Genomic DNA, 20,350 nt, shown 5'->3' with positions numbered 1-20,350 from the left:
AAAAATTTAATTTAAAAAATGAATTTAGAATTATCCTCCAATTCTCATTTGCATACCGCCATTACCTCCACGATTTTGATTTTGATTCATTTGTCTAAATTCTTCCATTTTTTTAGCTACAATATCATCATATTCTTTTTGTGTAACTACTTTGCCTTTAGTTGGGGCTTTTATTTCTTTTTTATCCTTTACATTCATAGCAATTTTAGAACATAATAGTGTTGTTTTCCCTGCGCTAACTTCAAGTATTAGGCCTGGTAATCCAAAATAATTTTCTGGACCATTACTTACTGGAATTTCTGGAGTATACCAAGCTACAACTTCTATTTCTTTAGGAATTTCGCCTTCAGCCATAAGATTTGTCGATTTTGGTTTTTCGCCAGTAGTTGTTTGCTTCGCCTGTTCGCTAACGCTGGAGTCTTTTTTGTTTTTATCATCATCTTTTCTCATTCTAAAATTCCTGAAATCAGATTGGCTTGATTTTTGCATTGCAGTTGCTTTAAAACACATATAACCTCCTATTTCTTTGGTTTCCTGACTCATTTTCCAATCTAGTTTAGGCAAAGTATCTTGAATTAAAAACTCTTTTCCCATTATTTCCTTATCTATGACAAATGATTTTTCCTTGATATTTTTATATTGTGTTCCTCCACCTCCCATAAATGAAGACATCATTCTCATACCGCCAGCTTGGGTTCCAGGCGCATCTAATTTTTCTTCTTCTTTATAAATAGAGGCATTTTTATCGAAATTAAGAATAAATGTTTTTTCGAACATAGATTTCATTCTATCTTCTATCATTTTTTGCATTTCAGGAGTAATGTCTTTATTACCTTCCATTCTAGATTTAAATTCGGCAGTACTGGTTTTGGACTCATACACTGCCATCCCTTGAAAATCTTGAGCAAATGAAGAGAAGCCTAGTATTAATAATAAAGTTGTGATTATTTTTTTCATTTTTTATATAAATTATAATTGATAGGACAAATATGACGAATGAAATCGTGTTTTGTTATTAACGATTTGTTAAATAAAGAGTAAGACTTTTAAAAACATAAAAGGTTTAATCGTAATTTAGCATCAATGAAAAAAATTACACTCATTTTTATTTTTATTTTCTCCTCATTGGCATATTGCCAAAATGAAGATCTTATGATTTCAAAAACAAGTAATCAATCTATTGAAGCAGATGTGTATCTTGGTGAAGATGCATTTCGCTATAAATATTTTATAGCAAATTCTGTTTTATCTAAAATTAAAGACTCTGAGAATTTTCAATACAAAAATATTGCTTTAGGCAAAATTACTAGTATCAACATTTATAATCCTTTTAAAATCATCCTTTTTTATGAAAATTTTAATAGTGCAATAATCCTTGACAATCAACTAAATGAAATACAGAAAATAAATTTTTCTGAAAATAAAAAACAAATTGTGACCAGTGTCGTTGGCATTTCTTTTCAAAATAATCTGTGGGTTTTTAACGCTACAAATCAGCAAATAGGATTGTATGATTATTTAAAAAATGAATACAAGAACATATCCGTTCCTATCTCTGCGACAATTAAATATTATGAAACAAATTCTAATTTTTTTTATTGGATCGACGAAAAAAACTATTGGTATTCTTGCGATATTTTCGGAAAAATAATAGCCCTTGGGAAATTACCTGATTTCGATTTTGTTCAAATAGTTTCAAACTTAAGTATTATATTTAAAAAAGATGATTTGCTGTATCATTACTCCTTAAATAGCAATAAAAAAATATTAATAAATATAGAAGAAAAAAGGTATAAAAAATTTTATTATAGAGACCAAAATTTATCTATTTTTACACCCGAAGGAATTACCAATTATAAAATTAATTTACCATAATGCATATAGCAATCGCAGGAAATATAGGCGCTGGAAAAACGACATTAACAAAGCTTTTAGCAAAACATTTTAAATGGGAACCCCATTTTGAAGATGTGGTAGACAATCCTTATTTAGATGATTTTTATCACCAAATGGAAAGATGGTCGTTTAATCTTCAAATTTATTTTTTAAATAGTCGCTTTCGTCAAGTATTGCAAATTAGACAAAGTGGTAAGAAAATCATTCAAGATAGAACTATTTATGAAGACGCACATATTTTCGCACCCAATCTTCATGCAATGGGATTAATGACAAACCGAGATTTTCAGAATTATTCTTCACTTTTCGAATTAATGGAAGGCTTAGTTGGTCCGCCAGATTTACTTATTTATTTAAGAAGTTCTATCCCTAACTTAGTTGGACAAATTCACAAACGTGGTAGAGAATATGAAAACTCCATTTCTATAGATTATCTTAGTCGATTAAACGAACGTTATGAGGCTTGGGCTGAAAGTTACAGTAAAGGAAAATTACTTATCATTGATGTTGATAATGTAGATTTTGTAAACAATCCAGAAGACTTAGGTATGATTATTAATAGAATTGATGCCGAAATAAACGGATTATTTTAAAGAATAGAAATTATATAAAAAATGCCTCACAAATTGTGAGGCATTTTTTATATATAAATTGAAAAGTATTATTTCTTTAAAGCATCAATTTTTGCTTTTACTTCGGCTTCAGTTCCTTCAAAAGTTTGAGTAGTAGAAATCCCGTTAACATTAGTAGTAACAGTTGCTTTAGCTTTTCCATTAGTGTTTGTAATTTCAACTCTAACATCTTTAGTCGATGTTTTTGAACTTGTTGTCATATCTACACAAGATGTTTTCTTTACAAAGTTTCCATTGGCATCATAGTGAGACATACATTCTGCTTTTTCATCAGCAGTACAACCTTTTTCTTCGCACATTGCTGCACATTCGTCTTTAGTCATAGTTGCCATTTTAGCCATATCGCATTTCATTTCCGCAGAACATGACTTCATTTCAGTTTTAACTTCCGAAGCGCAACACGCCCCTTTTGCTCCTTCTGCATGACTTCCATTTCCTAAAATTGGAGCAATTACTAATCCTATTAAACATGTTAATTTGATTAAAATATTCATAGATGGCCCTGAAGTATCTTTAAACGGATCTCCAACAGTATCACCAGTTACAGCTGCTTTGTGAGCATCAGAACCTTTATAAGTCATTTCACCATTAATTTCAACTCCAGCCTCGAAAGATTTTTTTGCATTATCCCAAGCACCACCAGCATTGTTTTGAAAAACTGCCCAAAGTACACCTGAAACAGTAACTCCAGCCATATATCCACCTAACATTTCAGCTATTAATTGATGATTATCTCCGTAAACTACTAATCCTAAGAGTACAATTGCAATTGGGAAACCGATTGTCATTACTCCAGGCAACATCATTTCACGTAATGCTGCTTTTGTAGAAATATCGACACATTTTGCGTATTCTGGTTTTCCAGTTCCTTCCATAATTCCTGGAATTTCTTTAAACTGACGACGCACTTCATATACCATATCCATTGCAGCTTTTCCTACCGAATTCATTGCTAATGCAGAGAAAACCACAGGAATCATTCCACCCACGAATAACATCGCTAAAACTGGAGCTTTGAAAATATTGATACCATCAATTCCTGTAAAAGTTACATAAGCAGCAAATAAAGCCAATGATGTTAATGCAGCAGAAGCAATTGCAAATCCTTTTCCTGTTGCAGCCGTTGTATTACCTACTGAATCTAAAATATCTGTTCTTGTTCTTACTTCTTTTGGCAATTCACTCATTTCAGCAATTCCACCTGCGTTGTCAGAAATAGGCCCGAAAGCATCAATAGCTAATTGCATAGCAGTAGTTGCCATCATTGCAGAAGCAGCCAATGCTACTCCATAAAATCCTGCCAAAGCATAAGTTGACCAAATGGCAGCAGCAAATAATAAAACAGTTGGAAATGTAGAAATCATACCTGTAGCCAAACCAGCAATTACGTTAGTTCCAGCTCCAGTTGACGATTTTTGTACAATTGCCAAAACTGGTTTTGTACCCAATCCTGTATAATATTCAGTTACTGATGAAATGGCTCCACCAACAAATAATCCGATTAAAGTTGCATAGAAAACACGCATTGCAGAAATATCTTGTAAACCTTCACCAAAGAAATTCATTTTCATTGTTTCTGGCAACATATATTGAACCAAAAAGAAACAAGCAATTGCTGTCATAACAATTGATGCCCAGTTTCCTATATTTAATGCTTTTTGAACTTGAGCTTCTTTAGCATTATCATCTGATATTTTCACCAACATTGTTCCAACGATAGAGAATAAAATTCCGAAACCAGCGATTGCCATTGGTAATAAAATTGGGCCTATTCCGCCAAAAGCGTCTTCAATTTTTCCGCCCATATCTTTGATAACATAATTACCAAGTACCATTGCAGCTAGAACTGTAGCTACATAAGAACCAAATAAATCGGCACCCATTCCTGCAACGTCACCAACGTTATCCCCAACATTATCTGCAATTGTAGCAGGATTTCGTGGATCATCTTCTGGAATTCCAGCTTCTACTTTACCTACTAAATCCGCTCCAACATCAGCAGCTTTTGTATAAATCCCACCACCAACTCTTGCGAATAATGCAATAGATTCTGCTCCTAACGAGAAACCAGCAAGTGTTTCAAGAACGATGGTCATATCTTCAGTTGATGTCCAAACACCACCCATAAATTTGTTATATAAAAGAATAAAAATACCTGTTAATCCAAGTACTGCTAATCCAGCAACTCCAAGTCCCATAACTGTTCCGCCACCAAAAGAAACTTTTAGCGCTTGTGGCAAACTAGTACGAGCAGCTTGAGTAGTTCTTACGTTAGTTTTAGTTGCAATTTTCATTCCCATATTCCCAGCCAAAGCCGAAAAGAATGCCCCTATAATAAAGGCAATTACAATTAGCCAATGCGTAGTTGCTCCTGGTAATAAAGTTAAACCAAACAAAACCGCACTTGCTCCGATAACGAAGAAAGTTAACAAACGATATTCTGCATTTAGGAAAGCCAATGCACCTTCATATATATAATCTGAAATTTCTTTCATTTTACCATCTCCAGCATCTTGTTTTAGCACCCAAGCTTTTTTGATTTGCATATAAGCCAATCCAACAAATGCCATTACAATTGGCAAATAAATCATTATTGTATTCATAAAATTATTATTGGTTAGTAATTTAGTTTTGGTAAATTTAACAAAAACAAACAAAAAAGCAACACTCTTTACAGAATGTTGCTTTTTTTATATCATTAGAAAAAATTATTTAATACTAAACAATCCTGCTGGTTTGTTTTCGATTGCTTCAAATCTTTCTACACATTGTCTAATAATTTCTCTTGCTTCTTTTACATCTCCCCAACCTTCTACATCAACTTTCTTGTTTTCTAGGTCTTTGTAAACTTGAAAAAAGTGTTCGATTTCTTTTAATAAGTGTCCATTTATATCAGACAAATCGTTTAAGGTATTCCAAATTGGATCAGAAACGGGCACACAAATTATTTTTTCATCTGGTCCTTTGTCGTCTGCCATGTGGAAAACACCAATAGGTTTTACTTCGATCACACAACCAGGAAAAGTTGGTTTTGTTACTAATACTAATACATCTAATGGATCTCCGTCTAAAGCCAATGTTTCTGGAATAAAACCGTAATCTGCTGGATACATCATAGACGAGAACAACATACGATCGAAACGCATTCTCTTTAAATCGAAATCATACTCATATTTATTTCTACTTCCTCTTGGAATTTCGACTAAAACGTCGAAAGTTTGTACTTTATCTGCTGTCATTTCTACTCTTTTTATTATTTTTAAGCGGGTGCAAAAGTAATCAATTTTTATAGAAAATAGTCAAGTTACATTAAAAAACTATTCTCTAAAAGCGGGTTTATTATTTGTTGTAAGAAATATAATTCTTACTGATTGATAAAACGGAATTATATTTCTATTTTTGAATTAACTAACCAACCAAAAAAAATTATTATGAAAAAACTACTCTTATCAGGAAATGCAATTAATACCGATTTTGGATTATTAATTATCCGTTTAATCATTGGCGTTTTAATGGCTTTATATGGTTACGAAAAATTTAGTCATTTTAATGAAATGGCAGCTTCAGACTTTTGGATGAAAAACGTAAGCTTTTTTGGATTGTCCAGCAAAATAGCCTTAGGATTAACAGTTTTTGCCGAATTAGTTTGTAGTTTATTACTCATACTTGGCTTATTTTCTCGCGTTAGCCTGTTTTTCTTGATGTTTTGTATGGGTTATATTTTCCTAGTAGTTTTCCCAATGTCTATTATAAATAAAGGACAAAACGGAACGGAATTTAATCCAGCTTTTGTTTATTTTACAATTTACTTGGGATTGTTTTTTACTGGTGTTGGTAAATACAGTTTAGACTCGAAACTTTTTAGTAAATAAAATGGGGTGGAATTTTAATTTAGATAGATGAATTAGACAGATATACAAGTTAGCTGATATACTTGAATCTCGCCTATGAAAACAAAGCATCAATTAAGAACTAAAATAGATATCATCATTGAACTTATAAATGATTGCAGAAAGTTAATGTATGATAGTCGTAAAATGTTATTAAATCACGAAGATGCAGAATGGAGAAATCTAATCTCTAAATCTGAATTAATAAGTTTTCAATCAATTCTTTCGCGTGATGAAATAATATTAAATAAAGAAAAACTAAAAGAATTAAGATATCAACATTATGTCCATAAAGATGAAGCTCCAAAATCCAATATATTTAACATTAGATTTTATTTTGAAAATCTATTAAAAATAACAGAATCAATTATTGCCATCTAGGACTAATTTGCCAATGAGTTTCCACTATATATATAGTAATTTTTCGATTTATTTCATTTATTTTCAGTATTTTAATTTATTTATAATCAAAGATAATACTTGAAATTTGTCTTATAAATTTTATCTAATTATTAAAACGTAAAAAAATGCAAGACAGAAAGATGTTATCAAGTATGTGGGAACTCTTGGAGATATCCGACATTTTAAAATTAAAGATCAAAAAGGCGACTTTGCCAGAATGGTTGGTGCTCCAACTGGTGACCATGTTCTAACAACTCAAGAGTTCGAAAGAACTCTTGAGAACATGAAAGAGTTTGGAGCTTGTGCCAAAGCTGATAAATCAGTTCTTACTGGTTTATAACAAATAATGAAACAAATGGCAGATAGTCAAGTAACTGGAAGATTAACTTCAATTATGAAGAAAATCATGGATTACAAAAATCGCAGTACATTGGATCTTCTTCTGACACATTTTCTTTCGCTCGTTCACAAAAATAATCACATTTTTTGCATTTATAAATATAAGCTTTAACTGATTTAGTCGGAAGGTTGCATAAACTGCATTTTAATCCTCTAATAGCCTCAACAATCGAAAATCCGGGCATCTTGCAACATGGACAAAGCGATTTTATATTTTTAACCAAATCAATGACGGCATTTTCAATCGCTTTTAGCCGAGTAGGGTTGTTCATTGCACGCATATCGGTTTCAATGTGTATACTTTTATTTCCCTTCAATAAATTTATTGCGGTTGATTTTAATTCTTCTTGAGATTCGAAATTTTTCCAGACTTTAATTTTTCCTGTTACAGTATTTGTTTTTATAATTACATTGTGGTCTGGAAACCCAATCCGCTCCGCAAATTCTATTAATTCACTGATGGTTGAAATCTCCTGATGGTTGAAATTTGTGGTCGTGGTTAAATGCCACCCCCTAATTTCGAGATTGTTTTTAGTGTCTATCAAAACAACGATTTCTTCATTAGCAGATATAAATGGACTTGAAGGATGTGAACCAAAAGATCCCTCACTTGCCAATACCAATGTTTCAGTAGATTTCTCAAGTGCAGCTAACGCCTTTGCTTTTACCGTTTCGATTGGAGTGTCTTTGCGTTCAATTTCTCCACTAAACGTGCCAAAATTATCGGTGTTTAAATCAGGAATTGTTTTGCAGTATACACTCAGTTCCTTCTCTAATATTGGTGCAATGACATTTTCTTTTTTGTGCATCGTTGCAACTATTAAAGTTCGCCCTTTAAATAGATCGTAGCCACCCTGTTTTAAGGTCTTCATAGTGTTTGAAGTTTGCAGGTTTTCGATTAAATTTCTGCTAAAACATTTTCTGAAAAATGCTCTGTTTTTGTTGTGTGTACCCACTCCATTCCTTTTTGGTATCTACTTATGTTATTTTCTGACGTAGGATCTATTACCAAAAGATAAATCCATTCATTATCCAATAAGTTTTTTAGATGATTGTTTTTTAGAAGAATTTCCTGAATATTTTCTTTAGGAGCTTGTATTAAAACAGATAGTCTTAACGGTTGATGGTACAACTTTTCGTCTGATTCGTTTACAGATTGCAAAGGTAGTCCTATTTTTAAATCACCACCATTGCCCTGCACTACACCAAATTTTCCAGTAATATTATGACTAATTTTAGATCCTCCACCAAATTTTTCGTTGTCAACTGTAGCAAAGTAGTAATGATTATTAATCCATTGGGTTACGACCATTGGGCCTTGCATTATTCCTTCTAGTGCTATTCCATTTTTATCTAGTTCCCAATTGTAGGAATGAAGAAAGCAATGCCCCTGCAAGTTTAAATTTTTGGTTAGAGTACGTGGTCCAATAATAAACCCTGCATTTTTTGCCAATCCCCATTCAGGTCTGGTTTCCGCCCAATTATTTGTTTTTTTGTGCACTTCAGAAATACTATTTTTAGTAATACCAAGTCTCTCTTTTGTAGCCGTTTCTTGTGCATTTCGTAAATCTTTTTTCAAACTTAATAACTGTTCAGTGTGCGAGTTCGGAAGAGTAGAATCAAACAACACAATTTCATCAGTAGTTGTATTGTGTTCCGCACCAAGAAACACAGTTGTCTCAGGAATGTTAATGCTGTGATTTTCTTTTAATGCATTTCTAACTGCAGGATGATTGGCTAATTTGGCAAGCATTCTCGCATTATGCCTTCCTGGACTTGCAGCACAAGCACCACAATCTAAGCTAGAGGCAAAAGGGTTGTTAGCTGAATGGCTGCCATGACCAACAAAAACTACCAAGGGAGCAAACTGTTTCCAACCCATAAGATCAAAAGCTGATTTTACAATTGCTGTTTTTTCTGTTAAAGGAATATCATTAGTATCCATCTCATTCGAATGACTATGACATATTTTAGGTTCAGAATTGTTCTCGTGCGAAAGTTGATTATTTCGTATTGGATTGTAAAGTGATTTTGGAAAAAGCGTTCTTGATAGTAGCGAAAAGCCATAAAAAACGCCAGAACCTTCTACATAACCAAAAGCAGATGGAAGCATATTTTTCATTCGTGTTAAAAAATATTGATTAAATTTTTTCCTCTCATTTCTCTTTTGAAAGCGGTCAAGTAGATGCTCTTTATTTTCTTGTGCTATTTCTGAAACTTGATAAGCAGAAGATACAATAGGAGGACATGATTTTCGTGAAATACCATCCTCCAAATTTTGATAGTCCATTGCAATTCCGAAAAATCCTGCATAGCCAAAAGTTTCATAATTCCCTTTGGATTCTACATTTCTTCTTATTAATTCTGAACGTGTATCTATACAAAATACCATTTGTGCGTCTGGCACTTTTTCGGTTTCTGATTTGGTATTTTTTTGAGTTTTTAAATCTGAAATCAATTTATTTTGCCAACTCTTTTCCCAAGCTTTCAAAAAATGGTATTGAAGTTTTGGGTTTGAATCAGAATTTGGATTTTGGTCACAGCTTTGAATTACTTGTATTTGAAAATGGTTAGCAAGCCATAAGCGAACAGCAAGGTAATCCTGTAAAGTGATACTAAATTTTTGTTGCCAATTTGAATTTGATTCTTCTCTGTGTTTAATATATCCTGTCCAGCCTGGCAAAGCGGCTAAATGATATTCCATTATTTCAATCTGTTCTTGTTCGGTATAGTTTTTTAAGATTTTATCCAGCACCTCAGAGCTCGTTTTCGGTAAATCTGCAAGTGAATTAATCTTCATTTCTTGATCATACATCGACAATATTCTCCATGAACTATAAAACCCATCTTCTTTAAAAGGCATTTCCCACTCTGCAAGTCCTTCATCCATAAATGCCATCAGCCATTTTACCATAATTCTGTCTAACTTAGCATTGGAATTTTGTTCATGCTTTTCTGGAAGAGAATCTAACTTGTCAAGATAATAACTTGGGGTTTCCTGAAAATTATTTTCGGTAAGTTGCTCTATCAATTCTTTTTCGTTTATTTCTCCCTCTTGCAAAGCTTTTCGGAAGGTAGCAGTTTCGGGAAAAACATTTCCACCCAATTTCATTTTTGCTTCCTGTACGGCTTTTTCAAAATGTTTGTTTTCAAACCCTGATAGTGGATTTGAGGTCACAAACGAATACAAGGGCCAAGTTGTCCCAATTACTTGAGAGGCTATTTGAATTTTTTTTTGGAAGTTTTCTAGTATCATTTGTTTGAAATTTTATAGGTAAGAATTGTTTTTTTATTGGGTTGAGATAAATTCAACAGTTTTACATACAGCCATGGTATTTTTTTATAAAGTCCCAATTTCATTATGAAAAAACCTAAAAGAAAGATAATACCAAATACAATTTGTAGGATTGAAATTGGCTGAGGAACAACCACCATTGGCATATCTTCCATTAAATGTGTAACACCATTATAGAGTGCGGCATACGCTGCTATCCCAATGATGAAAAGAAAAATGGGTACAATCGTTTTTTGAACTATTGATAAACTTTTTTCCTTCACGATATTGTAAGTAACCTGTCCTACTGTAATAGCAACAATTAGTGTTAGAAAAATGCTGCTATCATTCACATTTGTTTTACTAGTAAGCAGTGAGAATAAAATTGCCCCAGCACTACCAAATAATAGCACAACAAATGCCTGAAATGGCTTTATTTTAATTTTCTCTGGTATTTGAGGAGCTGTATGAGCAATTTCCTCTCCTGATGATAAAAACAAATAGGCTTTGTAAAAGCCGTGTAAGATTAAGTGAGCTACTGCAGCATTGAAGAAGCCCAAACCACATTGCATAATCATAAAGCCCATTTGAGCAATAGTAGAACAAGCGAGTTTCTGCTTCACATTTACTTGAAGTAATTTTGTGAACTGGGCAATAATAGCCGTTAGCCCTCCAATGATAAAAATTAATGTTAAGGTATTGGATGCAATTAAAATCCCAGATAATAAAGTAAGTAAAATGCCTGCACCATTTACAAAACCTGCGTGCATAAGAGCAGAGGCTGGTGTTGGAGCAGTCATAGCCGAAAGAAGCCAACGATGAAATGGGTATATAGCTGATTGTATAATTGCAGCCGTAATGATACAAAACGCAACAGGTATTAAAATAAAAGTGGGCGTTTTTTCTAAATTTAATACTAGTTCACTAATGGTAAATTGGCTGTTGTAAAAAGAAAGTAATACCACTCCAATACTCAAAAGAGTTGTACCTGAAATAAAATATTTTTGTGCTAATTTTGATGCTTCTCTGGCCTCACCCCAATCGGAATTCACCCCAATCAAACGAGCCATAAACAAGCCCATCAATAACCAAGAAATTAAAAAAGGAACAATGTGGTTGGACATCACAAAAACCATTACTGTCAGGGTAAAGCCAAAACTAAGTACTGTAAATTTTTGATGGTGTTTAAAGCCATTTAAATAACTATTTGAATAGCTACTTACAATAGCACTAAAAAAAGTTACTGTTATCCAGATGAGAAGTGTAAACCCATTTATTCGGAAAATATCATTGAAATTCCATTGTGTATTTTTAACCTGATGGTAAATAAGCAATCCTACTGCGCCAAAAAATAAAAACCATAATAGAGGGTTTGCCAATTTGGAAACCAAAGGAATTTTATATTCTTTACTTTTATTTGAATCGTTTTGAGTTATTTCTATATTTAATGTCATATTTAAGATTTTTAATAAGATTTTTTCAATAATTATTCAATCACTGACATTTTTATAACTCCGTCTATTTTTAGATTTTTACCACTATGCTTTAACTCCAACATAAAATCTTTGGTTCGTTTAATTGCATCCTCTAGTTCTTTAATTCGATTCCTTAACGGTGCTTCGTCGTATTTGTGATCTCTTTCCCAGTTTTTAAGTCCCTCTAATTTATGATAGTTAATTTTTTGATTGATGAGAGCGGTAATAAGATCAAAAGCCTGCGATGGTGTAAATTCTCCATCCAATAACTGAATCGTTTGTTTCTGATTTTCAATTTGAATATTTTTTTTAATTTCCATATTTGAGATTTTTATGATTTTAATTGCAAAGGTTGAAAAACTTAATTATAAATTTTTATTTATATTTGTAATGATTAACATAAAAAATATTTATGAACTATACTTTACATCAATTAAAGATATTCTTAGAAATAGCTGAAAATAAAAGTGTTACAAAGACAGCGGAGAAACTTTTCTTGACACAACCCGCAGTATCTATTCAGTTGAAAAACTTTCAAGATCAATTTTCCATTCCATTAACTGAAATAATAGGAAGAAGACTGTTTGTTACAGATTTTGGAATGGAGATAGCCGAAGCAGCACAAAAAATAATTGATGAGGTCGATACTATTAATTACAAAACTCTAGCTTACCAAGGTAAATTATCAGGAAAACTCAGAATCTCCGTAGCTTCAACAGGTAAATATGTTATGCCTTATCTTTTATCTAAATTTATGGCCGAATACGATGGGGTAGATTTGATAATGGATGTAACCAACAAAACCAAGGTAATAAGGAGCATGGAGCTCAATAATGTAGACTTTGCATTGGTTTCTGTTCTGCCAAAAAAGCTAGATGTATTTTCTATAGAACTAATGTTGAATCATCTTTTCTTGGTTGGTAGTAAAAAAATAAAAGTAAAAAAAACTTCAGTAGAAAAAATATTTTTTGAAAAATTGCCATTAATATATCGTGAAGAAGGCTCTGCAACACGAGACTCTATGGAACAATTTGTATCTAAAAATAACTATCAAGTGAGAAAGAAAATGGAACTTACATCAAACGAGGCTGTAAAACAAGCAGTAATTGCTGGTTTAGGTTTTTCTATTATGCCATTAATAGGAATAAGGAATGAATTGCAAAATAGGGAACTTGATATTATTCCAGCAAAAGGATTGCCTTTAATAACAAAATGGCAACTTATATGGTTAAAATCAAAGAAATTGTCACCCTGCGCTGTCGCTTATCTTGAATTTTTAAAGGAAAATAAAATAGCGCTTATCAATGAGCATTTTGCTTGGATAAATGAATACACTAGTTAAAAATGATGCAATAATTGTCAATTTAAAAACTATATAGATTGTTATGCGCAAAACCATTCCGTTATTCCATCCTTAAAGCACAGGTAATTTGAAATTTTATTTATTGCAGTAGTGGTTTCGCAAAATTGCGAATTTTGTAATAAACTCACGTTGGCGTTTAGCAAGAAATTTTATCTTAACAGAAAATAAACAATTCCGAACTTCCCGACCTGGCACGAAACGTTAGAACATTTCATTCCAACCAACCCCACAACCACAAGATTTCTAATACTCATAAGTAATTTTTCGACCACGTTTTTGTAAATAATGATGCCATAATAAAAATGTTGCCATCGAACGGTGTGGCGCCCATTTTTGAGTATAAATTTCCATTTCTAATTTGTCGTGAATATCAAACAATTCTTTGATTGTATTTACAACCGCAACATCTCCTAGTGGTATAATGTCCTTTTCTTGCAGGCTAAACATTAAATACACATCGATTGTCCAATTGCCTATTCCTTTTATTTTGATGAGTTCTTCTCTAACTTCTTGTGCTGTTTTGTTGGGTAAACTTTCTAAAATAATTTGTTTGTCTAGAATGGCTTCCGAAAGACATTTGATGTATTTTGTTTTTTGTCGGCTTACGCCACAATCTCTATAGCCTTCGTCAGGAAGTGATATTAAATTTTGAGGCTGAAAGTCTTGAACTTTGGCTCTTAATTTTAAATAAGCTGCTTTTGCCGAATCGATAGAAACTTGTTGTTCAAGAATTAATAATGCTAAAGTTTCAAATCCTTGTGGTCTCGATGGAATTACCGGAATTCCGTACTGTTCGATTATGGTTTTGAAAATTGAATCTTTTTCTGAGAGATAATTTATGGCTTGTTGCATGATTTATTTTTTTGGCCACTGATTAAACGGATTTACACTGACTTTTTTTACCGCTAATTCGCTAATTTTTATTACATAAATTAAAAAAAAATTAAAAGTTTTGTAACTATTAAACCTAATAAAATTTCAACACAAATTTCACAGATTAACACAAATTCAGAATGACAATAGAGTATGATTTTACAAAAAAATAAAATAAATTCACGGATAATTTGTGTTAATCTGTGAAATTTGTGTTTATTTTTTTAAATCCAACGTTAATTTTATTGTTACTGAATAGTCACAAAGTTTTTAACCTTTTTAAATTTTGAATGTTGAACAACGTTTCTTTTGAATGATACTGTTGATAATAGCCCAGATAGCAGTGAAAATCCTTTTGTCTTGTTTTTTGGAACGAGACAAAAGATTGTAACGAATAGCTGGAATAGCTCCTAGAAATAAAATCCGAACGATCCTTTTACAGTAAATCTTTTGGCTTCTGGAAGCTCTAAATAACTGGCTCTCCATGCAAAATCGATACGAAACACTTTGAAAATATTTCCTATTCCCGCATGGTATTCCCAGTAGCCATTTGTTGGCGCTTGATAGTTTAATCCGGAAGCGTTTATGGCTCTATTCTGGTCGGAAACATTTCCGTAAACTGCTTTTACACCTACTATTTCTCTCCAATTTAGTTTTTTCATAAATGGAATTCTAGAGAATATTCGCCCGTTGAAATGTTGTTCTAAATGCAATGAAGCATACTGATCTGTTACGAATTCGTAATAATTCATTAAATTATATGTATTGTCTATCACAAAATAAGATTGATTTCCTGGAACCACAGCAAGCAATCCTAATGGCACTGTCCCAAATACTTTTCCTACTTCGAATGTAGTAAACAATCGTCCCATTCCGCCCATATATATTGGTTGACGATAGTATAATTGCAGTTTTTGATACTCGAAATCACTATTAAAAACACCTTTGAAACCTTGACTATAATTTACAAATACTCGCGAATAATTATTGTCTACTTCTAATCGTTCGACACCGTAACCTACTGTTTTTCTATTGGGTGTAAAATCTATTCCTATTGTGGTTTCGGCTTGCTTAACATCGGCTTTTATTGTTCCAGTTGGGTTAGCAACACTTGGCAAGTCTGTGTAATAATCTAAACTAAATGTTGGCGATGCAGATCGTAAGGTTCTGTGTGAAAATCCTACTTGAAAGATTAAATCTTTTACAGGTTCTATCTCTGCTGAGAAAGAGCTTAAATTCACATTGGTTAATTTGCTATTATCACCACTTGCAAAAAATGAAGAAGAGGCAAAACTGCGTCCCAAAACATCGTTTGAAGTGGTTAAGCTTACTCCTATTTGCTCTACATCACGACGGTTTCCTCCAGAAAGTATAATTCGGTTTTTTTTGTCGATCATCCATTTTCCTGAAATCCCGTATTTGAATTTATCATCTTTAAATCCGTAGGCTGTATAAGCTTGTATTCGCCAAGGATCATTTGTTCCAAAATAAGTTCTTCCGCCTACTCTTAGTCTTTGCCCTTCTACATCATTATATCCAAATATGGAGAATATTGGGCCGTAATCTATAAATCCTTTGTTTATATAACCGCTTCCAAGTATGGAAACAATATTATACAATTGCTTAAATTTTTTGACCGTTTTTAGTGTGTCAAGCATTTTATAAACTCCAGCTTCGTCTTTATTTAAAGATTCTCCTCTATTTTCTTTCCAAAATTCATCAGATTTCGTGTAAACTGTTTGGTCATAATTATTTACATCCTCTTTATAAAATTTATCTGGTTTTACTTCGTTAAATTTATGATCACTGTATAAAGTAGTTCGTTTTCCGTAAACGCCTTTCGACTTTTCTTTTTTGTTTAATGCAAAATCTGACATCATGTGATCTCTTTTTAAAAGAAAAACAGAATCATTTAGTACATCAAATTCTTGTTCGATATAAATGTCTTTTACCCAGTTTATATTAGCACTTTTTGAAGCCGTAAGGTTTATTTTCTTGATAGCAAATGTGGTGTCATTTACCCAAAAATCACCTTTAAAAGTCAGTTCGTTTTTTCTTCGTGGATAAAACACAATATTATAACACCATTTTTTATCAATAAATGTACTGTCACTTAACACATAATTATAAGTATTAATCCCTGTTTTAGACAATGGGCTAACAAAGTTCTTATCGAAGAAATTAAGATAATTATTATAAATATCATATTCAGAATACAAATCTTTTATGAATGTATCTACACCATTTCCTTCACCAATTCCTGAATTTTTATTTGCTTTTAGAATCTCTTTTGTTTTTCCTGTTGTATTATCTCCGTAAACTTCTGATAATGATTCATTTATAAAAATCGGTAAATATGTTTTTCCTGTTATCCTTGATGTATCTACTTGTTTAAAAATAAATTCCAATCCTTTGAAAACCCTATTTTTCATAAAAGCGGAATCGATAGTATTCATATCAAACTCTACTTTCTCATATTTATTCATTTGATACTGCTTAAACTGATACAAACCATTCTTCCGTTTGCGTGCCCAAATTTTTCTAAGAATATCAAGTGCTGGATTATTCTTTTTAGATGTTTTTCCAGAAAATATCTTAACTTCTTCTAACGTATTTGCAGCTGCAAAAGAAATTTTCATATTATAATTTACCGCTTTCGTAAGAATAACCTCTTTAGCTTCAAAACCTACATAAGAAACCATTAAAATCTTCCTATCCGATTCAGATTCTAGATAAAATCTCCCATTTTCATCAGATGTTACACATTCTCTAGTTCCTTTAAAACAAACATTTGCATAAGGAACTGTTCCGTTCATATCGTCATATATAACGCCACTCACTTTAGTTTGTGCTATATTACTTATTGAAAGTAAAAAAAAGAAGATTATAAATATTTTTTTCATAAACCTAAGAAATAAAAAACTTCATCATTGACTGATGAAGTTTCAAATATAGTTATTTTATTAATTGACAAATAACAAATAATAATTGACCGTTATTTATACATTACTTTTTTAACCGCTTTTACAACATCTTGCGCATTAGGCAACCATTCTTTTAGTAAAGTTGGTGAATAGGGCGCAGGTGTATCGGCAGTAGTGATTCTTTGTATTGGCGCATCAAGGAAATCGAAAGCGCGTTCTTGAACGATATAAGTAATTTCCGAAGCAACAGAAGCAAAAGGCCAAGCTTCTTCAAGAACTACTAATCTATTTGTTTTTTTAACAGAAGTTAAGATTGTTTCATAATCCATTGGACGAACGGTACGCAAGTCGATAATTTCACATGAAATTCCTTCTTTTTCTAATTCGTCGGCAGCAATATGTGCTTCTTTTATGATTTTTCCAAAAGAAACAATGGTCACATCATTTCCTGCACGTTTTATATCGGCAACACCAAGCGGAATAATATAATCTCCTTCTGGCACTTCTCCCTTGTCTCCATACATTTGTTCAGATTCCATAAAAATAACTGGATCATTATCACGAATGGCTGCTTTTAGCAATCCTTTTGCATCATAAACCGTACTTGGAACAACAACTTTCAAACCTGGTGTATTTGCAAACCAGTTTTCGAATGCTTGTGAGTGTGTTGCTCCCAATTGTCCTGCCGAAGCAGTTGGTCCACGAAAAACCATTGGCATTGGAAATTGTCCTGCACTCATTTGACGCATTTTTGCTGCGTTATTTATAATTTGATCAATACCTACTAAAGAGAAATTGAAAGTCATATACTCAACAATAGGACGACAACCATTCATCGCAGATCCTACTGCAATACCTGCAAAACCAAGCTCTGCAATTGGCGTATCGATAACTCTTTTTGCTCCAAATTCGTCTAACATTCCTTTTGAAGCTTTATAAGCACCGTTATATTCGGCCACTTCTTCACCCATTAAGTAAACTGATTCGTCGCGACGCATTTCTTCACTCATCGCTTCACAAATGGCTTCTCTAAATTGTATCGTTCTCATATATTTTTTATGTATATCTGTAAAATTGAACAGCAAAAGTAAAAATTAAAAATCACATAAAAGCATAATTATCTATTGATACTTCAATTTATTAAAATAAACATTTCGAAAACGAAATAGTTTTTAAAAAATATTATGCATGCATAGTATATTATTTAAAATAATTATCTTATTTTTGTGTTTCAATTTAAGATACAGCATATGAAAATATTAGTTTGCATCAGTCACGTTCCTGATACTACTTCAAAGATTAATTTTACCAATGGTGATTCAGAATTCGATACCAATGGTGTACAATTTGTAATTAATCCAAATGACGAATTTGGTTTAACAAGAGCCATCTGGTTCCAAGAACAACAAGGCGCAAACGTAACTGTTGTAAATGTTGGTGGTCCAGATACAGAGCCTACTCTAAGAAAAGCATTAGCTATTGGCGCTAACGAAGCGATTCGTATTAATGCAAACCCAACCGATGGTTTTTTTGTAGCAAAACAACTAGCTGAAGTAATAAAGACTGGAGGCTATGACCTCGTAATAGCTGGCAAAGAATCATTAGATTACAATGGCGGAATGGTTCCCGGTATGATTGCTGGAATATTGGGTATGAACTTTGTAAATTCTTGTACTGAATTAACTATCGACGGAACTACTGCAAAAGCATCTCGCGAAATTGATGGTGGAAAAGAAATCGTTTCAACTACTTTACCATTAATTGTTGGTGGTCAAAAAGGATTAGTAGAAGAAAAAGATTTACGTATTCCGAACATGAGAGGAATTATGACTGCAAGAACTAAAGCATTAACAATTCTTGAACCTATTAGCGCAGCATCAGAAACTAAAGCAATTAAATTTGAAAAGCCCGCAGCAAAATCGGCTGTAAAATTAATAAGTGCTGATAACTTAGACGAATTAATCAACTTATTACACAACGAAGCCAAGGTGATTTAGGATTGTAGATTTTAGATTGCAGATTGCAGATTGCAGTGTGAAAATCTAAAATTAATCTTACTTCAAAAATCTAAAATCGTTAATCTAAAATCTAAAATTATTATGTCAATATTAATATACGCAGAATCATCAGAAGGAAAATTCAAGAAAGTAGCTTTCGAATTGGCCTCTTATGCTAAGAAAATTGCAGAAACAACTGGACAAACCGTTACAGCAATCACTGTAAACATGAATGATGTTTCAGAACTTGCAAAATACGGAGTAGATAAAGTGCTAAAAGTTACCAACGATAAATTGGCTAATTTTACAGCAAAAGCTTATGCAGACGCTATAAAACAAGCGGCTCAGAAAGAAAGTGTAAAATTAATCTTATTATCTTCATCGACAGACAGTTTATACCTTGCGCCATTAGTATCAGTTTCACTTGACGCAGGTTTTGCTTCAAATGTAACAGGATTACCAGTTAGCATGTCTCCTTTTCAGGTAAAAAGAACTGCTTTCTCTAACAAAGCTTTCAATATTACTGAAATAAATACCGATATAAAAGTATTGTGTTTGGGTAAAAATTCTTACGGAATTTTCGAAAATACGGGTTCAGCAACTGCCGAAGATTTTGCACCAAGTATTTCTGATGCCGATTTTGGTGTTAAAGTACAATCAGTAGAAAAAGGATCTGGAAAAGTAACCATTGCCGATGCTGACGTAGTAGTTTCAGGCGGACGCGGTCTTAAAGGTCCAGAAAATTGGGGATTAATCGAAGATTTAGCAGCTGTTCTTGGCGCTGCAACTGCTTGTTCTAAACCAGTTTCTGATTTAGGATGGAGGCCTCACAGTGAGCACGTTGGCCAAACAGGAAAACCAGTAGCAACAAATTTATATATTGCGGTAGGAATTTCTGGAGCGATACAGCATATTGCAGGAATCAATTCATCAAAAGTAAAAGTAGTTATCAATTCTGATGCTGATGCGCCTTTCTTCAAAGTTGCTGATTACGGAATTGTAGGCGATGCTTTCGATATTTTACCAAGATTAACCGAAAAATTAAAAGCTTTTAAAGCACAAAATAGCTAGTTTTCAATTAGAAAATTACAATCTGAAGAAACTATCTAATTATTTTATTAGGTAGTTTTTTCTTTTTAGAAGCAAAAGTTTTTTGTTACTTTGCAATACAAAATTTAGGTTTTTCAATAAACCTTTAAAAAAATAATAGCTTTTGATTTTATAA

Annotated in this window: 18 protein-coding genes; 8 read left to right on the top strand and 10 right to left on the bottom strand. The window is 32.5% G+C overall.

The genetic code is table 11. The annotated features are described in order from the left end of the window. Nucleotides 1-30: 30 nt before the first annotated feature. On the bottom strand, nt 31-957 hold the full coding sequence (locus ABI549_RS02290) for a GLPGLI family protein (protein WP_348074831.1): 927 nt from the start codon (nt 955-957) through the stop codon (nt 31-33). Between the two features lie 195 nt (nt 958-1,152). Between ABI549_RS02290 and ABI549_RS02285 the strand changes: the two genes are divergently transcribed. Together ABI549_RS02285 and ABI549_RS02280 are read left to right on the top strand one after the other, a co-directional pair. Then, nucleotides 1,153-1,875: a hypothetical protein gene (locus ABI549_RS02285; protein WP_348074830.1), complete on the top strand. Its 723-nt coding sequence runs from the start codon at nt 1,153-1,155 to the stop codon at nt 1,873-1,875. Then, a complete protein-coding gene (locus ABI549_RS02280; protein WP_348074829.1) occupies nt 1,875-2,489 on the top strand; it encodes a deoxynucleoside kinase in 615 nt (204 codons plus the stop codon). The genes ABI549_RS02285 and ABI549_RS02280 overlap by 1 nt, the downstream gene beginning before the upstream one ends. A gap of 68 nt (nt 2,490-2,557) precedes the next feature. On the opposite strand, the gene ABI549_RS02275 is transcribed toward ABI549_RS02280, so the two are convergent. Together ABI549_RS02275 and ABI549_RS02270 are read right to left on the bottom strand one after the other, a co-directional pair. Next, on the bottom strand, nt 2,558-5,131 hold the full coding sequence (locus ABI549_RS02275) for a sodium-translocating pyrophosphatase (protein ID WP_348074828.1): 2,574 nt from the start codon (nt 5,129-5,131) through the stop codon (nt 2,558-2,560). Nucleotides 5,132-5,236: 105 nt separating this feature from the next. After that, a complete protein-coding gene (locus tag ABI549_RS02270) occupies nt 5,237-5,767 on the bottom strand; it encodes an inorganic diphosphatase (protein WP_348074827.1) in 531 nt (176 codons plus the stop codon). A gap of 192 nt (nt 5,768-5,959) precedes the next feature. Between ABI549_RS02270 and ABI549_RS02265 the strand changes: the two genes are divergently transcribed. From ABI549_RS02265 to ABI549_RS02255, 3 genes are all read left to right on the top strand, one after another. Further along, nucleotides 5,960-6,400, top strand: coding sequence for a DoxX family protein (locus ABI549_RS02265; RefSeq protein WP_348074826.1), 441 nt, complete (start codon nt 5,960-5,962; stop codon nt 6,398-6,400). A 75-nt stretch (nt 6,401-6,475) separates the two neighbouring features. After that, nucleotides 6,476-6,799: a hypothetical protein gene (locus ABI549_RS02260; protein WP_348074825.1), complete on the top strand. Its 324-nt coding sequence runs from the start codon at nt 6,476-6,478 to the stop codon at nt 6,797-6,799. Between the two features lie 175 nt (nt 6,800-6,974). After that, a complete protein-coding gene (locus ABI549_RS02255) occupies nt 6,975-7,160 on the top strand; it encodes a hypothetical protein (protein WP_348074824.1) in 186 nt (61 codons plus the stop codon). 64 nt (nt 7,161-7,224) lie between these two features. On the opposite strand, the gene ABI549_RS02250 is transcribed toward ABI549_RS02255, so the two are convergent. From ABI549_RS02250 to ABI549_RS02235, 4 genes are read right to left on the bottom strand one after another with little or no spacing between them, the layout of a single operon-like run. Next, the gene (locus tag ABI549_RS02250; RefSeq protein WP_348074823.1) at nt 7,225-8,091 is read right to left on the bottom strand and encodes a DUF6671 family protein; all 867 of its coding nucleotides are present in this window, start codon (nt 8,089-8,091) and stop codon (nt 7,225-7,227) included. A gap of 26 nt (nt 8,092-8,117) precedes the next feature. After that, nucleotides 8,118-10,475 carry a DUF2309 domain-containing protein gene (locus ABI549_RS02245; RefSeq protein ID WP_348074822.1) on the bottom strand — a complete coding sequence of 786 codons (2,358 nt, stop codon included), beginning with the start codon at nt 10,473-10,475 and terminating at the stop codon, nt 8,118-8,120. Continuing rightward, the gene (locus ABI549_RS02240) at nt 10,472-11,947 is read right to left on the bottom strand and encodes a proton-conducting transporter membrane subunit (protein ID WP_348074821.1); all 1,476 of its coding nucleotides are present in this window, start codon (nt 11,945-11,947) and stop codon (nt 10,472-10,474) included. The genes ABI549_RS02245 and ABI549_RS02240 overlap by 4 nt, the downstream gene beginning before the upstream one ends. A 32-nt stretch (nt 11,948-11,979) precedes the next feature. Continuing rightward, a complete protein-coding gene (locus ABI549_RS02235) occupies nt 11,980-12,288 on the bottom strand; it encodes a hypothetical protein (protein WP_348074820.1) in 309 nt (102 codons plus the stop codon). A 92-nt stretch (nt 12,289-12,380) separates the two neighbouring features. On the opposite strand from ABI549_RS02235, the gene ABI549_RS02230 reads away from it, so the two are divergent. Then, nucleotides 12,381-13,310 (top strand): LysR family transcriptional regulator, encoded by a 930-nt coding sequence (locus ABI549_RS02230; protein ID WP_348074819.1) that lies wholly within the window; start codon nt 12,381-12,383, stop codon nt 13,308-13,310. Nucleotides 13,311-13,574: 264 nt separating this feature from the next. Here the strand turns inward: ABI549_RS02230 and ABI549_RS02225 are convergent, their stop codons facing one another. The 3 genes from ABI549_RS02225 to ABI549_RS02215 form a co-directional block, all read right to left on the bottom strand. After that, complete coding sequence (locus tag ABI549_RS02225; protein WP_348074818.1) at nt 13,575-14,183, bottom strand: DNA-3-methyladenine glycosylase 2 family protein; 609 nt, start codon at nt 14,181-14,183, stop codon at nt 13,575-13,577. Between the two features lie 431 nt (nt 14,184-14,614). Further along, the gene (locus ABI549_RS02220) at nt 14,615-17,107 is read right to left on the bottom strand and encodes a DUF5686 family protein (RefSeq protein ID WP_348074817.1); all 2,493 of its coding nucleotides are present in this window, start codon (nt 17,105-17,107) and stop codon (nt 14,615-14,617) included. Between the two features lie 92 nt (nt 17,108-17,199). After that, nucleotides 17,200-18,177: a pyruvate dehydrogenase complex E1 component subunit beta gene (locus ABI549_RS02215; protein WP_348074816.1), complete on the bottom strand. Its 978-nt coding sequence runs from the start codon at nt 18,175-18,177 to the stop codon at nt 17,200-17,202. A gap of 201 nt (nt 18,178-18,378) precedes the next feature. Here ABI549_RS02215 and ABI549_RS02210 point away from each other — a divergent pair, with 201 nt between their 5' ends. Both ABI549_RS02210 and ABI549_RS02205 read left to right on the top strand, forming a co-directional pair. Then, nucleotides 18,379-19,125, top strand: a complete 747-nt coding sequence (locus ABI549_RS02210; RefSeq protein ID WP_348074815.1) for an electron transfer flavoprotein subunit beta/FixA family protein — start codon at nt 18,379-18,381, stop codon at nt 19,123-19,125. Between the two features lie 102 nt (nt 19,126-19,227). Further along, on the top strand, nt 19,228-20,196 hold the full coding sequence (locus ABI549_RS02205) for an electron transfer flavoprotein subunit alpha/FixB family protein (protein ID WP_348074814.1): 969 nt from the start codon (nt 19,228-19,230) through the stop codon (nt 20,194-20,196). The last annotated feature ends 154 nt before the right edge of the window (nt 20,197-20,350 follow it).

Origin of the sequence: Flavobacterium sp., from assembly GCF_039932285.1 — a bacterium.
In the GTDB taxonomy this organism is placed as follows: domain Bacteria; phylum Bacteroidota; class Bacteroidia; order Flavobacteriales; family Flavobacteriaceae; genus Flavobacterium.
This window is presented reverse-complemented; position numbering and strand designations above follow the sequence as displayed.

Coding starts and splice junctions, on each gene's coding strand:
- ABI549_RS02290 (WP_348074831.1), bottom strand. CDS start 957: ATGAAAAAAATAATCACAACTTTATTATTAATACTAGGCTTCTCTTCA.
- ABI549_RS02285 (WP_348074830.1), top strand. CDS start 1,153: ATGATTTCAAAAACAAGTAATCAATCTATTGAAGCAGATGTGTATCTT.
- ABI549_RS02280 (WP_348074829.1), top strand. CDS start 1,875: ATGCATATAGCAATCGCAGGAAATATAGGCGCTGGAAAAACGACATTA.
- ABI549_RS02275 (WP_348074828.1), bottom strand. CDS start 5,131: ATGAATACAATAATGATTTATTTGCCAATTGTAATGGCATTTGTTGGA.
- ABI549_RS02270 (WP_348074827.1), bottom strand. CDS start 5,767: ATGACAGCAGATAAAGTACAAACTTTCGACGTTTTAGTCGAAATTCCA.
- ABI549_RS02265 (WP_348074826.1), top strand. CDS start 5,960: ATGAAAAAACTACTCTTATCAGGAAATGCAATTAATACCGATTTTGGA.
- ABI549_RS02260 (WP_348074825.1), top strand. CDS start 6,476: ATGAAAACAAAGCATCAATTAAGAACTAAAATAGATATCATCATTGAA.
- ABI549_RS02250 (WP_348074823.1), bottom strand. CDS start 8,091: ATGAAGACCTTAAAACAGGGTGGCTACGATCTATTTAAAGGGCGAACT.
- ABI549_RS02245 (WP_348074822.1), bottom strand. CDS start 10,475: ATGATACTAGAAAACTTCCAAAAAAAAATTCAAATAGCCTCTCAAGTA.
- ABI549_RS02240 (WP_348074821.1), bottom strand. CDS start 11,947: ATGACATTAAATATAGAAATAACTCAAAACGATTCAAATAAAAGTAAA.
- ABI549_RS02235 (WP_348074820.1), bottom strand. CDS start 12,288: ATGGAAATTAAAAAAAATATTCAAATTGAAAATCAGAAACAAACGATT.
- ABI549_RS02230 (WP_348074819.1), top strand. CDS start 12,381: ATGAACTATACTTTACATCAATTAAAGATATTCTTAGAAATAGCTGAA.
- ABI549_RS02225 (WP_348074818.1), bottom strand. CDS start 14,183: ATGCAACAAGCCATAAATTATCTCTCAGAAAAAGATTCAATTTTCAAA.
- ABI549_RS02220 (WP_348074817.1), bottom strand. CDS start 17,107: ATGAAAAAAATATTTATAATCTTCTTTTTTTTACTTTCAATAAGTAAT.
- ABI549_RS02215 (WP_348074816.1), bottom strand. CDS start 18,177: ATGAGAACGATACAATTTAGAGAAGCCATTTGTGAAGCGATGAGTGAA.
- ABI549_RS02210 (WP_348074815.1), top strand. CDS start 18,379: ATGAAAATATTAGTTTGCATCAGTCACGTTCCTGATACTACTTCAAAG.
- ABI549_RS02205 (WP_348074814.1), top strand. CDS start 19,228: ATGTCAATATTAATATACGCAGAATCATCAGAAGGAAAATTCAAGAAA.